Here is a 13972-nt window from a genome sequence, read left to right on the forward strand (position 1 = left end):
ACTGGGTGGGCCGTGTCGAAGTGGGCCGTTCGGGAGGGGGCCGCTTGGTGGTGAGTCGCCTGGGGTGAGTCACCTGGAGGCGGGCCGCCTGGATACGGGCTACTGGGTGGGCCGTGTCGAAGTGGGCCGTTCGGGAGGGGGCCGCTTGGTGGCGAGTCGCCTGGGGTGCATCGCCTGGGGTGCATCGCCTGGGGTGAGTCGCCTGGAAGCGGGCCGCCCGGGGTGGGCTGCCGTGACGTGAGCCCACCTGAGGTGGGCCGCCCGGCGGTGCGGGGCCCTGGGTGAGGCGCAAGGTGGGGGCCGGCTGGGGACAGGCGGGCTCAGATCGCGTACTCCGTGAAATGGCCGCAGCCCTCGAAGCCCCACCGCCGGTACACCGGCTCGCCCTCCTCCGAGGCCTGGAGGACCGCGATGTCGTGGCCCAGCGCGCGGGCCGTGCGCAGGGCCGCCACGGTCATCGCGCCGCCGTGACCGCGGCGCCGGTGGGTGTCGAGGGTGCAGATGTTGTAGAGGCCGGCCACGCCCGCGTGGTCGAAGACCTCGGCCGTGCAGACCGGGCGGCCCGCCACGTAGCCGACCAGGCAGTGGGCCGGGCTGCCCGCGGCCAGGAGCCGCGGGGCGGCAGCGGCGTAGAAGCGCCGTACGGTCGCGGAGGGCGGGGTCCAGTTGGCGGCGAGGACGGTGGCGTAGTCGGTGAGCGCGGCCGGGGTCGTCACCGGGCGGATGTCGAGGTCCGAGGCCGCCGGTGCGGGGACGGTGCCGTCCAGGCGTGCCCACATGGCGGTCTCCCGCTCGGAGGCGGTGAGCCCCGCGGCGACGAGCCGGGCACCGAGGTCGGCCGGTTCGGCGGCGGGCCCCACCCACCAGGAGAACGGGCGCCCCGTGCCGCGCAGTTCGCGTACCGTCTCCGCGATACGCCGATCGGCGTCGCCGGGGGAGAGGCGGGCCGCCGCGACGATGTTGAACGTGTCGTCGGGCAGACCGCTGTCGGCGACCAGCAGGTCGCCGGAGTCCACGACCCGGGCGCCGGGCAGGGCGCGGTGCAGATGGCAGGCGTGTTCGGCGAGGTTCCGCTCCATGGCGGACAGCGGGGCGGGTGAGGGGCGCTCGGACATGGGGCCATCGTGCGGGAATGCCGGGCCCCGGTGCATCCGGTTATGCCGGCGCGGCACCCCGCGACGCGCAGCCGCAGCTCTCCCGGCGGGCCACCGACACGGGCAGCACCATCGACACGGGTTCCTTGTCCTGCCGCCCGGTGAGCCGGCGCACCAGGAGCTCCACCGCCTCCTCGCCCATCCGCCGCATCGGCTGCCGGACGGTGGTGAGCGCGGGGCGCACCAGGCGGCTGAGCGCGATGCCGTCGAAGCCGGTGACGGCGATGTCCTCGGGGACGCGGACGCCCCGGCGCTCCAGTGTGTGCAGGGCGCCGACCGCCATCTGGTCGTTGGCGAACAGCAGCGCCTCGGGGCGGTCGCCCGGACGGTCGAGGAGGACGTCGGCGGCGCGGGCGCCCTCCGGCTGCGTCATCATGCCGACCCGCAGGTCGGGTGCGTCCGAGACCTGGATGCCCGCCGCGCGGCACGCCTCGACGTAGCCGCGGAAGCGTGCCTCCACGTCCGGCGACTCCTCGGCGGAGCCGACGTACGCGAGCCGCCGCAGCCCGTGGTCCTCGATCAGGTGCCGGGTCAGCTCGCGCTGGCCGTCCGCGTTCGCGACCTCGATGTGGTCCAGGTGGTCGAGGTCGTCGGACTCACGGGGTCCGGCGAGCATCACCACCGGCTGCCGCCGCGAGATGACCTCCAGCTCCTCCGTCGGCACGGTCCTCGCGAGCACGGCGAACCCGTCGACCCGTCCCGCGACCTTCGCCACGAGGCTCTCCGGGCCGCCCTTCAGCGACGCGGCGATCAGCAGCGCGTACCCGTGCCGGCGCGCGGCGCGCTCCATGCCGCGGATGATCTGGTCGGAGTAGAGCATCGCGGCGTCGTTGTCGGCCTCGTCCCCGGCGCCGGTCTCCGCCTCGGACTCGGCGTCCGGGTCGGAGTAGTCGGGGAAGCACAGGCCCAGCACACCGGTGGACCGGCTGGCGAGACCGCGCGCGTTCCCGCTCGGGACGTAGCCGAGCTCGCGGGCCGCCGCGAGGACCCGCTCGCGGGTCTGGGCGCGGACCGAGTCGGGGTTGCGGTAGACGCGGGAGACGGTGGCGATGGAGACGCCGGACCGCTCGGCCACGTCGTACACCGTGGGGGCTGTGCTCACCGGGTGGGACCCCCATGTGCTTCGTGGGACGACAGGTGACAGAGAAATGAAAGCGCATTCACCCTAGGTCGGGGTGGGCGACCGGAGCAAGAGCGGGCCTGTGCGGTGTCCGAGAGGTTCCGTTTCGTGCCCTTGCGGGAAGGGGTGTGCGTCAGGACAGCAGGAGTCGCAGGAGTTCGCCGGTGCGCTCCTGGTCGGTCGGACGCAGGCCCGATTTCGTGGCGTTCTTCCAGGTCAGGGAGACGACAGGGGTCTCGCCCTCGCCGACGGTCACCTTCGATCCGGCGTACCGCTCACCGGCGCCGGTCTTCCCGCGCAGTTTCCCGGCGGCCCGCTCGGCCGCCGCCTTCGACGGCGTCAGCGCGCAGAGCGTCTCCGTCGGGTTCTTCGTGCCGTCGACCCGGCCCGCGACACCGACCAGGGTGATGCCCCGCTCGCGGTACTCGGGGCGCTTTCCGTACAAGGAGGCCTCGTAGACGTCGTCGCCGAGGCAGTCGAGGACCGCCCGGTACGCGGAGTCGTCCGTGACGGCGTCGGAGGGCGCTTCGAGGGGGAGGGTGGCGCCGTCGAGCCAGTCGGTCACGCGCGCGGAGGCGGACACGGCGAAGGACGCCTGGCCGTCCTTGCTCAGCCGCACGCCGTCGCCGCCCTCGTCCGACGCCTTGTAGCCGCGCTTCGTCAGGGCGGCGCGGGCCGCGTCGACGTCGAACGTCCCGGTGAGCCGCTGCGACTGCTGGCTCCCCAGAAGCAGGGACGTCTCGATGTTCTTGGCGTCGAAGCCGTACCGGGTCCTGAACGTGGCGCGGGACTCGGGGCGGCCGCTGAGCTCCCACACCCCGTATCCGTCGAGCCCCCGGTACAGCGAGGCGCCCGTGGCGACGAGCCGGCGGGCGGTCCGTACGTCCCGGTACGTCAGCGGCAGCTCGGCCGACGACGCGGGAACCGCGGACAGCGCCGCCGTCAGCCCGCGCTCCCCGTCACCGGCCGTGCCGTCGTCGTTCTGCGCCCCGCAGGCCACAGCGCTCGCCCCGAGCACCCCGGCCAACAGGGGCACCATGAATCTCCTGGTCACCATCCGCATGCGCGGCAGTCTGGCACGCGGGACCGGCCGACAGCCGGGGGACTACGGCTTCCGCCGCCGGATCACCTTCCCCAGCCACACCACGGGATCGTATTTGCGGTCAACCGCCCTTTCCTTCAAGGGAATCAGCGCGTTGTCCGTGATCTTGATGCCCTCCGGGCAGACCTCCGTGCAGCACTTCGTGATGTTGCAGTAGCCGAGGCCGTGCTCGTCCTGGGCGGTGCGCTTGCGGTCGAGGCCCTCGGCGGCGGCCGCGTCGAGCGGGTGCATGTCCAGCTCGGCGACCCGCATCAGGAACCGGGGACCCGCGAACGCGGGCTTGTTCTCCTCGTGGTCCCGCACCACATGGCACGTGTCCTGGCACAGGAAGCACTCGATGCACTTGCGGAACTCCTGCGAGCGGTCCACGTCCTGCTGCATCATCCGGTACTCGCCGGGCCCGACCCCGGCGGGCGGCACGAAGGCCGGCACCTCGCGGGCCTTCGTGTAGTTGAAGCCGACGTCCGTCACCAGGTCCCGGACGACGGGGAAGGCGCGCAGCGGTGTCACGGTGATGACGTCGCCCGGGTCGAAGACCGACATCCGCGTCATGCACATCAGCCGCGGCCGTCCGTTGATCTCGGCCGAGCACGACCCGCACTTGCCCGCCTTGCAGTTCCAGCGGACCGCCAGGTCGGGGGCCTGGGTCGCCTGGATGCGGTGGATGATGTCGAGGACCACCTCGCCGTCGTTCACCTCGACCGCGAAGTCCTCCAGACCGCCGCCGTCCGTGTCCCCGCGCCACACCTTGAAGTGCGCCTCGTACGTGTCGCTCACTCGAAGAGCTCCTCTTCGGCCAGGTACTTCACCAGCTCCTCCTTCTCGAAGAGGGCGAGCAGGTCGGGGCGGACGGGTTCGGTGGTCTCGCGTACGAGATCGATCTGGCCGCGCACCGGGTCGGTGGCGGCCAACCCGCCGGTGGGATCACGGAGTTGGCACAGCAGGTTCACCCGGCGCCACTCGCGGTCCATCGCCGGACGGTCCTCGCGGGTGTGCCCGCCGCGGGACTCCGTGCGCTCCAGGGCGGCCCGCGCGATGCACTCGCTGACCAGGAGCATGTTGCGCAGGTCGAGCGCGAGGTGCCAGCCGGGATTGAACTGCCGGTGCCCCTCGACCCCGGCCCGCCGCGCCCGCAGCCGCAGGTCCGCGAGCTTGCGCAGCGCCTGCTCCATCTCGCCCTCGCGGCGGATGATGCCGACCAGGTCGTTCATCGCCTGCTGGAGTTCCTGGTGCAGCGTGTACGGGTTCTCGGGGACGGTGCCCTCCTCCTGGCCCTCGGCCGAGAAGGGGCGCAGCGCCTCGGCGGCGGCCGCGTCGATCTGGAGGTCGGTGACGCCGGGGCGGTCGCCGTCGAACCCGGCCGCGTACTCGGCGGCGTGCAGTCCGGCGCGCCGTCCGAAGACCAGCAGGTCGGAGAGGGAGTTGCCGCCGAGCCGGTTGGAGCCGTGCATACCGCCGGCCACCTCGCCGGCCGCGTACAGACCGGGCACGCCGCGCGCCGCCGCCGTGTCCGAGTCGACCGCGATGCCGCCCATCACGTAGTGGCAGGTCGGCCCGACCTCCATCGCCTCGGCCGTGATGTCGACGTCCGCCAGCTCCTTGAACTGGTGGTACATGGACGGAAGCCGGCGGCGGATGACGTCCGCCGGCATACGGGTCGACACGTCGAGGAACACGCCGCCGTGCGGGGAGCCGCGCCCGGCCTTCACCTCGGAGTTGATGGCCCGCGCGACCTCGTCGCGGGGCAGCAGCTCGGGGGGCCGCCGGTTGTGGTCCGGGTCCTCGTACCAGCGGTCGCCCTCCTCCTCCGACTGCGCGTACTTCTCCTTGAACACGTCGGGGACGTAGTCGAACATGAACCGCTTGCCCTCGGAGTTCCTGAGCACCCCGCCGTCGCCGCGCACGGACTCGGTGACCAGGATCCCCTTCACCGACGGCGGCCAGACCATGCCCGTCGGGTGGAACTGCACGAACTCCATGTTCAGGAGCGGCGCCCCGGCGAGCAGCGCGAGCGCGTGCCCGTCACCCGTGTACTCCCACGAGTTCGACGTCACCTTGAAGGACTTGCCGATACCGCCGGTGGACAGCACGACAGCGGGCGCCTCGAGCACGAAGAACCGTCCGCTCTCGCGCTCGTAGCAGAAGGCGCCGGAGACGCGCTCGCCCGCCTCGTCCTTCAACACCCGTGTGACGGTGCACTCCTGAAAGACCTTCAGACGAGACTCGTAGTCGCCGGTCTCCTTGAAGTCCTCCTGCTGGAGCTGGACGATCTTCTGCTGGAGCGTGCGGATGAGTTCGAGGCCGGTACGGTCACCGACGTGCGCGAGGCGCGGGTACTCGTGCCCGCCGAAGTTGCGCTGCGAGATCCGCCCGTCGGCCGTCCGGTCGAAGAGCGCGCCCCAGGTCTCCAGCTCCCAGACCCGGTCGGGCGCTTCGCGGGCGTGCAGCTCCGCCATCCGCCACTGGTTGAGGAACTTGCCGCCGCGCATCGTGTCGCGGAAGTGGACCTGCCAGTTGTCCCCCGAGTTCACATTGCCCATGGCGGCCGCGATGCCGCCCTCCGCCATCACCGTATGGGCCTTGCCGAACAGGGACTTGCAGATCACGGCCGTACGGGCGCCACGCTCACGCGCCTCGATCGCGGCCCGCAGACCGGCCCCGCCCGCGCCCACCACGACGACATCCCACCGCTGCCGCTCCACCACTGACATCAGAAGGCACCGTCCATTAGAAGAATCGCGGATCGTCGAAAGCGCCGGAGGCGACGAGGTACACGTAGAAGTCGGCGAGCGCCACGCTCACCAACGAGCCCCAGGCGAGCGCCATGTGACGGGCGTTCAGCTTCCCGACCCAGCCCCAGAGCCGATACCGCACCGGATGCTTCGAGAAGTGCTTCAGCCGCCCGCCGACGATGTGCCGGCACGAGTGGCAGGAGATCGTGTACGCCCAGATCAGCACGATGTTGAGGAGGAACACCAGGGTGCCGAGGCCCATGTGGCCCCACGCGTAGTGCTCGTCGCGGAAGGCGAGCACGGTGTCGTACGTGAGGATGCAGGCGACGAGCACGGCCGCGTAGAAGAAGTACCGGTGGATGTTCTGGAGGATCAGCGGGAACCTCGTCTCCCCGCTGTACTTCTTGTGCGGCTCGGCCACCGCGCAGGCCGGCGGCGACGCCCAGAAGCCGCGGTAGTAGGCCTTGCGGTAGTAGTAGCAGGTCAGCCGGAAACCCAGCGGGAAGATCAGGATGAGCAGGGCGGGGGACAGGCCCCACCAGCCGCCGAACAGCTCCCAGTTGGGGCCGTGCCGCATCGGCGCGCAGTTGTCGGCGAGGCACGGCGAGTAGAACGGCGAGACGTACGGCGCCGCGTAGTAGTCCGCGTTGGCGAAGGCCCGCCAGGTCGAGTAGACGATGAAGGCGAGCAGCCCGGCGGCGGTCGCGGCCGGGGCCAGCCACCAGCGGTCGGTGCGCAGGTGCGGCGCGGAGATCGCGGCACGCGTCCGGCCGCGGACGCCGGTGCCGCTCGCGGTACGGGGTTCTTCGGTACTGGTGGGTTCCGTGCCGGTGGCCAACGAAGCCTCCGCTCGAAGGGACTGGGGTCGTGGGTGTGCCTCAGGGGGCGTGCCGGTCCCGCGCGCCGAGCCCCTCGTCGTCCGAGTCGGTCCACAGGGAGCTGTCGTACGGGGTGTCGGGGATGGTGACCAGGCCCTCCGGGCGGTGCGCCCGGCCCTGGCTCTGCGTCGTGACCGACGCGCGCAGCAGGGCCACGCTCTCGCGCAGGTGATCGGTGTCGGCACGGACGCGGCGCAGGTCCGGTCCCGCGGGGTCCGCCGTGAGGCGGCCCACGGCCCGGACGAGATCGTCGACGCAGCGCTGTACCGCCGCCAAGTCGTCATTCAGGGACATGACTTGCCCTCGCTTCCGCTGGTGCGGCGGAGATGCTCATGCGCCTGCGAGTGTCGCGCGTCACATTGCGGTTTGTGAAGACACCGGCCCGGATTCCCGGGCGCGCGCCCGCATACGCGCCCCCTTGTGCGCGCCGAGTGGGGGGAGCTGCGCGACCGGCCCCCCTCGGACCCGCGGCCGCGCTCGCACGTCGATCGGCCTCCCCTGGGCGCCCCCGTTAAGCCGCAAGAGTGGGGTTCCCGCGGCGCGCCGCCGTGTCGGCCGGACTCGGCGGACCCCATCCATTTCAGTGGGCCAATAGATGTGATCAGCGACATATACCGCCAAACGTGATCAACCGGCCCGCACCGGAGGTACTCGCCGAGATGCACCACCACCCCAGGCGCCCAGGCGCAGCCACCCGCTCGGCCGCGTTTCTCGTGAGCGGCGCGCTCGCCGTGACCGCCCTCGCGGGATGCGGCGCCGACGACGAGAAGAGCGTCCCCTCCGCCGGGCAGGACATCGCCCCCGCGGCCCGCGACCAGATCAAGGACGGCGGCACCCTGCGCTGGGCGATCGACGCCATGCCGGGCACCCTCAACTCCTTCCAGGCGGACGCCGACCAGAGCACCGGCCGGATCACCGGCGCCGTGCTCCCGGCCATGTTCCGTATCGACGCGCAGGGCCGCCCGCAGCGCGACGCCGACTACCTGGAGAAGGCCGAGGTCATCGAGACCGAGCCCAAGCAGGTCGTGCTGTACAAGCTGAACCAGCAGGCCGTCTGGAGCGACGGCCGCGAGATCGGCGCCCCCGACTTCGCCGCCCAGTGGCGCGCCCTGTCCGGCAAGGACACCGCGTACTGGACCGCGCACAACGCCGGCTACGACCGGATCGAGAAGATCGAGCGCGGCGCGAACGACCTGGAGGTCCGGGTCACGTTCTCCAAGCCGTACACGGACTGGCGCGCGCTGTTCTCGCCGCTGTACCCCAAGGACGTCATGGGGACGCCGGACAACTTCAACGAGGGCGCCCGCCGCAAGCTCAAGGTCACCGCGGGCCCCTTCGCCATCGGCGCGATCGACCGCGACGCCAAGGAGGTCACCCTCAAGCGCAACCCGCGCTGGTGGGGCCGCCCGGCCAAGCTCGACCGGCTCGTCCTCGCCGCCGTGCCGCGCTCCGAGCGCGCCGCCGCCCTCGCCGCCGACAAGCTCGACCTGGCCGACCTCGACGCGGGCGGCGCCGACCGCATCTCGTACGCGGCCCGCGACAAGGGCACCGCCGGACCCCTCGCCCACGGTCCGGGCGCCGCCCTCACCCCCGGCAAGGCGCTGCGCTCCTGGGCGATCGTGCACGGCGACGACGAGGAAGCGGCCGAGGAGGAGATCGCGGCCCGCAAGAAGACCCGTAAGGCCATCAGGAAGTACGCGAAGGAACAGGCGAACCTGCACGGCTTCCAGGTCCGCAAGTCCCTCGAACCGGCCTTCACGCAGCTCGCCCTGAACGGCTCCGAGGGCCCCCTCGCCGACGAGCGCGTGCGCCGCGCCGTCGCCCGCGCCCTCGACCGCACCCAGCTCGCCGAGGCCGTCCTCAAGCCGCTCGGGCTGCCGGTCACCACCGTCGACAACCACCTCGCCCTGTCCGGGCAGGACGCGTACGCCGACAACAGCGACGCGCTCGGTGACCAGGACACCGCGGAGGCGCAGGCGCTGCTCGCCGAGGCGGGCTGGACGCCCGGCGGCCCGCTGAAGGAGAAGAAGGAGAAGCCCAGCACGGCGGGCGGCGAGGCCGACTCCGACGCGTCCGGCGACTCCGAGGACGCCGGCGACGGCACGTACATCGTCGGCGAGGACGACCAGAAGCCCGGCGACAGCGCGCCGCTGCTCCTCGGCCCCGGCCCGGTGGCCGCCGCCCAGTACGCCGCGCTGCTGCACCAGGCCGAGACGATGAAGCTGCGCGAGGCGGACAAGGAGAAGAAGAAGCACCCCACGCGCGAGCACGCAGGTAAGAAGGACAGTGCCGCCAAGCACGGTGGCGCCCCCGGCGCGTACGCCCCGAAGGGCACGGCCGCCCCGGCCGGCGCCGCCGCCGGGCCGCTCGCCAAGGACGGCAAGCCGCTCACCCTGCGCTTCGTGCTCCCCTCCGGCGAGGGCTCGGAGCAGCTGCGCGCGGTCGCCGACCGGATCACGCGGATGCTCCAGAAGATCGGCGTACGGACGGACGTCATGAAGGTCGACGACGAGAGCTACTTCAAGGACCACATCGCGTCCGGCCAGTACGACCTGGCGCTGTACTCGTGGCCCGCGTCCGCCTACCCGGCGACCGACGGCCGCCCCATCTACGCCAAGCCGGTCCCGGCCGCCGACGGCTCGCTCACCGTCGAGCAGAACTACACGCGGGTCGGTACCGACCACATCGACCAGCTCTTCGACCAGGCCATCGGCGAACTCGACGAGGACGAGGAGCGCGCCCTGGTCAAGCAGGCGGACGCCCGGATCTGGGCCGCCGCAGGATCGATTCCGCTGTACCAGCGGCCCGAGCTGGTCGCGGCCAGGCCGGAGCTGGCCAACGCCGGCGCCTTCGGGTTCCAGGAGCCCGAGTACGAGGACATCGGCTACCTGAAGAAGGGCGCCAAGCCGTCGGCCTCGCCCTCCGAGGACTCGTAACCCGGTTCCCGTACGGGTCGCCGTGATTCTTTAGCTCAGATCGAGCTCAATTCCCTTGCCCGCCGGCCTGTCCGGCGGGCAAGGTTCGTAACACCCGTTGACCTGCGGTTTTCTTCACCTGCCGGCCTCCCCACAAGGCCCGGCAGAGCCCCCACCCGTCAAGCCACGTACCATGGGGTAAGGCCGTGGCGTGTCCAGCCCGGCAGGGCGCGCGTATCACTGATGTACGCGCAGCCGTCCACTCACTCCGGGAGTACGCCGCAATATGGCCACGCGCCACGACATCCGAAACGTCGCTATCGTCGCCCACGTCGACCACGGCAAGACGACCATCGTCGACGCCATGCTCAAGCAGGCCGGTTCGTTCGCCGCGCACGCTGCCGAGTCCCTCGACGATCGCATGATGGACTCGAATGACCTGGAGCGTGAGAAGGGCATCACGATCCTCGCCAAGAACACGGCGGTGAAGTACCACCCGAAGGATGGCGGCGACGTCATCACGATCAACATCATCGACACCCCGGGCCACGCCGACTTCGGTGGCGAGGTCGAGCGTGGTCTGTCGATGGTGGACGCCGTCGTTCTGCTCGTGGACGCCTCCGAGGGTCCCCTCCCGCAGACCCGCTTCGTGCTGCGCAAGGCGCTCCAGCAGCGCCTGCCCGTCATCCTCTGCATCAACAAGACGGACCGCCCCGACTCGCGGATCGACGAGGTCGTCAACGAGACGTACGACCTCTTCCTCGACCTGGACGCCGACGAGGACCAGATCGAGTTCCCGATCGTCTACGCGTGCGGCCGTGACGGCATCGCCTCGCTGACCAAGCCGGAGAACGGCACGGTCCCGGCGGACTCCACCAGCCTGGAGCCGTTCTTCTCCACGATCCTGGAGCACGTCCCGGCTCCGACGTACGACGAGGAGGCCCCCCTCCAGGCGCACGTCACGAACCTGGACGCCGACAACTTCCTCGGCCGTATCGCGCTCCTGCGCGTCGAGCAGGGCGAGCTGCGCAAGGGCCAGACCGTCGCGTGGATCAAGCGCGACGGGACGATCCAGAACGTCCGCATCACCGAGCTGATGATGACCGAGGCGCTCACCCGCAAGCCCGCCGAGGTCGCGGGCCCCGGTGACATCTGCGCCGTGGCCGGTATCCCGGACATCATGATCGGCGAGACGCTCGCCGACCCGGAGAACCCGGTCGCGCTGCCGCTCATCACGGTGGACGAGCCGGCCATCTCCATGACCATCGGTACCAACACCTCGCCGCTGGTCGGCCGTGGTGGCACCGGCAAGGGCGCGGCCGCCAAGTCGGCCGTCAAGGACCGCAAGGTCACCGCCCGCCAGGTCAAGGACCGCCTGGACCGCGAGCTGATCGGTAACGTCTCGCTGCGCGTCCTGGAGACCGAGCGCCCCGACGCCTGGGAGGTGCAGGGCCGCGGTGAGCTGGCCCTGGCGATCCTGGTCGAGCAGATGCGCCGCGAGGGCTTCGAGCTGACCATCGGCAAGCCGCAGGTCGTCACCCAGGAGATCGACGGCAAGGTCCACGAGCCGGTCGAGCGCCTCACGGTCGACGTCCCCGAGGAGCACATGGGCGCCGTCACGCAGCTCATGGGCGTCCGCAAGGGCCGTATGGACAACATGTCGAACCACGGCTCCGGCTGGGTCCGCATGGAGTTCGTCGTCCCGTCCCGCGGCCTCATCGGCTTCCGTACGGAGTTCCTGACGAACACCCGCGGTACCGGTATCGCCCACTCCATCCACGAGGGCCACGAGCCGTGGTTCGGCACGCTGACGACCCGTAACAACGGTTCGCTGGTCGCCGACCGCGCCGGCGCCGTCACCGGGTTCGCGATGACGAACCTCCAGGAGCGCGGCGTGCTGTTCACCGAGCCCGGCACCGAGGTGTACGAGGGCATGATCGTCGGCGAGAACTCGCGCGCCGACGACATGGACGTGAACATCACTAAGGAGAAGAAGCTCACCAACATGCGCTCCGCCTCCGCGGACTCCTTCGAGGCGATCGTGCCGCCCCGCAAGCTGTCCCTGGAGCAGTCCCTGGAGTTCTGCCGCGACGACGAGTGCGTCGAGGTGACCCCGGAGGCCGTCCGCATCCGCAAGGTCGTCCTGGACCAGAAGGAGCGCGGCCGCACGGCCTCGCGCGCCAAGCACGGCTGATGTCCCGCTAGCTGACGCCCAGGAGGGCCCGGTACCCCGAAAGGGGTGCCGGGCCCTTTGCGTTGCCGCTAACCTGCCCGTGTCTACGCGGGGTGACCGCGTCCGGGGACAGGGCGGGTAAGACGTCGCCCAACAAAGGGTCAAATACCGCCCCGGCGCAAGTGATTAAGTCCACGGTGGTGTCCGGTATTCGGGCGTGAGTGGTCGATAGATATGTAACACGTCCGTTTCGTGGTCCTCTATCGCAGATCCGTTTGTCCGGATTTTGGGCAATGTACGCATCAGGTGTGATCGAACCGAGACCAAAAGAGTGTGGTCGCGACAGCCGACGTGGCTAATAGTTGACCGCGTAGAGCTCGGGTCAATGGGTCACGCGCTGTGGGGAGCGCGCCGACTCGCGAGCACACTAGGGGCACATGCACCTTCGCCGTCAGGGGTGTCGGCTGGGTGAATCGTGCCTCCACTTGCAGTGAACAAAGTGGACTCATGAGGAGGAACCCATGCCAGGTGCCACAAGCGCCATATGGGTCGCGTCGTCCCCGATGACAGGTGTTGTAGGCCCCACGGGCACGTCCAGTCCCGTTGTGGCGGCCGAGGTAACGATCCAGCGTCGCGAACGCGCTTGACGGCTCGGCCTGTTGACGACCGGCCGAGGCCGACGTACAGCAGGGCCAGGGTTCCCCAGGGGTGGGTTCACCCCAGTCGTTGTTCCCCTCGCGCGCTTCGAATGACGTACGCCGTGCGATGGCCGCCGGGACCGTCTCCGTACCCCCGACGACCTCCAACACCTGTGAAATGGACGAATCATGACGAGTCCAATCGAGATTGAGGGCGCTGTTACCTCTTCCGCCTTGGACAAGGAGAGCGCGCCGCAGGGCGACGCCCCGGAGCCCAAGAAGCTGGAGGGGCGCAGCCCCGGACAGCTGATGTGGCGCCGGTTCAAGCGCGACAAGACGGGCATCATCTCCGCCTGCATCGTGCTGTTCTTCTTCGCGATAGCCGCGCTCGCCCCGGTCATCACGAAGCTGTACGGCAAGGACCCGTACACGTTCTACGGCCAGGACGACCCGACGCTGCTCAACGAGTTCAACCTGCCGGCGGGGCCCAACGGCGGTATGTCGCCCGAGCACTGGTTCGGCATCGACCCGAACTACGGGCGTGACGTGTTCTCGTACCTGCTGTACGGAATGCGGACCTCGCTGTACACCGCGCTCTGCGCCACCATCGGCATGGTGCTCCTGGGTGTGGTGATCGGTCTGACCGCGGGTTACTTCGGCGGCCGGATCGACTACTGGCTCGGCCGGTTCACCGACTTCATGATGGCCCTGCCCAACCAGCTGTTCATGGTGGCGGCCATGCCGGTCATCGTCGCGGTGTTCGTGGCCCCCGACGAGGAGACGCCGGTCTACATCCGGTTCCTCGCCATCACCGGTGTCATGTGGATGCTCACCTGGATGAGCCTGTCCCGTCTGGTGCGCGCCGTCACGATGTCGCTGCGCGAGCGGGAGTTCGTCGAGGCGGCGAAGGTCGCGGGCGCCACGCCGTGGCGGATCATCCGCAAGGAGCTGCTGCCCAACCTGGTCACGCCGATCATCGTCCAGGGCACGTACCTCCTCCCCAGCACCATCCTCTCGGTCGCCTTCCTCTCCTTCGTCGGCGTCGGCTACCAAGACCCCACTCCCGACTGGGGCTTGATGTTCGCCACCGCCGCGAAGATCTACGAGCAGGACCCGACCTACATGTTCTTCCCGGGTGTCGCCATGGTCGTCTTCTTCGTGGCGTTCAACCTCCTCGGTGACTCGGTTCGGGACGCGTTCGATCCCAAGACCGGACGCTGAACCGGCACCACCAGGGGGTTAGCTGCCACCCGGGCACCG

General features: G+C 70.3%; 10 protein-coding genes. 3 read left to right on the forward strand and 7 right to left on the reverse strand.

Translation table 11 applies throughout. The annotated features are described in order from the left end of the window. Positions 1 to 320: 320 nt before the first annotated feature. The 7 genes from V2W30_RS25675 to V2W30_RS25705 form a co-directional block, all read right to left on the reverse strand. Positions 321 to 1079: a GNAT family N-acetyltransferase gene (locus V2W30_RS25675; RefSeq protein ID WP_338703755.1), complete on the reverse strand. Its 759-nt coding sequence runs from the start codon at positions 1077 to 1079 to the stop codon at positions 321 to 323. Positions 1080 to 1155: 76 nt separating this feature from the next. Then, entirely contained in the window at positions 1156 to 2256 is a 1101-nt protein-coding gene (locus V2W30_RS25680; protein WP_338700135.1) for a LacI family DNA-binding transcriptional regulator, read from the reverse strand. Between the two features lie 151 nt (positions 2257 to 2407). Continuing rightward, positions 2408 to 3313: a hypothetical protein gene (locus V2W30_RS25685; protein ID WP_338700136.1), complete on the reverse strand. Its 906-nt coding sequence runs from the start codon at positions 3311 to 3313 to the stop codon at positions 2408 to 2410. Positions 3314 to 3379: 66 nt separating this feature from the next. After that, positions 3380 to 4153: a succinate dehydrogenase/fumarate reductase iron-sulfur subunit gene (locus V2W30_RS25690; RefSeq protein ID WP_338700137.1), complete on the reverse strand. Its 774-nt coding sequence runs from the start codon at positions 4151 to 4153 to the stop codon at positions 3380 to 3382. Further along, positions 4150 to 6087, reverse strand: a complete 1938-nt coding sequence (locus tag V2W30_RS25695; protein ID WP_338700138.1) for a fumarate reductase/succinate dehydrogenase flavoprotein subunit — start codon at positions 6085 to 6087, stop codon at positions 4150 to 4152. Before V2W30_RS25695 ends, V2W30_RS25690 begins: the two co-directional genes overlap by 4 nt. A gap of 16 nt (positions 6088 to 6103) precedes the next feature. Next, complete coding sequence (locus V2W30_RS25700; RefSeq protein WP_338700139.1) at positions 6104 to 6946, reverse strand: hypothetical protein; 843 nt, start codon at positions 6944 to 6946, stop codon at positions 6104 to 6106. Between the two features lie 40 nt (positions 6947 to 6986). Then, complete coding sequence (locus V2W30_RS25705) at positions 6987 to 7280, reverse strand: hypothetical protein (protein ID WP_338700141.1); 294 nt, start codon at positions 7278 to 7280, stop codon at positions 6987 to 6989. A gap of 365 nt (positions 7281 to 7645) precedes the next feature. On the opposite strand from V2W30_RS25705, the gene V2W30_RS25710 reads away from it, so the two are divergent. From V2W30_RS25710 to V2W30_RS25720, 3 genes are all read left to right on the forward strand, one after another. Then, entirely contained in the window at positions 7646 to 9922 is a 2277-nt protein-coding gene (locus V2W30_RS25710) for an ABC transporter family substrate-binding protein (RefSeq protein ID WP_338703757.1), read from the forward strand. Positions 9923 to 10187: 265 nt separating this feature from the next. Further along, positions 10188 to 12095 carry a translational GTPase TypA gene (gene typA / locus V2W30_RS25715; protein ID WP_338700142.1) on the forward strand — a complete coding sequence of 636 codons (1908 nt, stop codon included), beginning with the start codon at positions 10188 to 10190 and terminating at the stop codon, positions 12093 to 12095. A gap of 806 nt (positions 12096 to 12901) precedes the next feature. Continuing rightward, positions 12902 to 13933, forward strand: coding sequence for an ABC transporter permease (locus tag V2W30_RS25720; RefSeq protein WP_338700144.1), 1032 nt, complete (start codon positions 12902 to 12904; stop codon positions 13931 to 13933). Positions 13934 to 13972: the final 39 nt, after the last annotated feature.

It is taken from the genome of Streptomyces sp. Q6 (assembly GCF_036967205.1).
In the GTDB taxonomy this organism is placed as follows: domain Bacteria; phylum Actinomycetota; class Actinomycetes; order Streptomycetales; family Streptomycetaceae; genus Streptomyces; species Streptomyces citrinus.